General features: G+C 43.2%; 2 protein-coding genes. Both read right to left on the bottom strand.

Annotated features, from left to right (window positions below):
* The coding region (locus R8O11_RS28595; protein ID WP_318195043.1) for a heme biosynthesis HemY N-terminal domain-containing protein at positions 1-321 on the bottom strand (321 nt) is incomplete at its 3' end.
* The coding region (locus R8O11_RS28590) for a uroporphyrinogen-III C-methyltransferase (RefSeq protein ID WP_318195042.1) at positions 321-643 on the bottom strand (323 nt) is incomplete at its 5' end. The genes R8O11_RS28595 and R8O11_RS28590, both read right to left, overlap by 1 nt.

Below are 643 nucleotides of genomic sequence, written 5' to 3'. Positions count from 1 at the left end.
GCCTTTCTTTTCAGCAACTTTCAAATCACCTTCAAGGAGCACGGTAATGCCTTCATTGGTGTAGCGACGAGAACTACGCATTTTACGTACGCTGAAGTAGTTGCAAGTGTTTGAGCTTGCGTAAACCAACTTTTTAATCAGGTATTCAAGGAGGAAAAGACCAGCTAGCGCAGCGATAACGAAGATCACCAAAGTGGTCACGCTCATTTCGATGGTCTTGTTTGCTATTGAGATCAGTACATATCCTTGTTGACCAGAAAACTGAGTACCGGCAAATCGACCTGCACCTAGAACGACAAATAGGAAAATAAGGCGAATCATTATTTATCCCCCGTACCTGTCATTGTTGTGACTTCACGACGTAGTCGCTCACGAATCACATCCGATAGCTGAGATTGGCTTTCCAGTTTTGCAGGGTACTCAACTTGAATATTTTGTTGGCTTAATTGGTTGAGTGCTTTGTTGAATTCTTTCACCGCATTGTCGTCTTGATTGAAGAAAGCCATCGCCCACTTGTCAGCTGTCGTTAACGACGTGGTGTAGATTTCGCCTTGCTCTTGGTAAACCGCTTTGATTGCTGTTTCCAGTTTGGCCTTGATGTTTTCTTTTAAATAGAAATGCTGCTCTGGAGACAATAATGGGA

The organism is Vibrio sp. 1288 (assembly GCF_033344475.1).
This window is presented reverse-complemented; position numbering and strand designations above follow the sequence as displayed.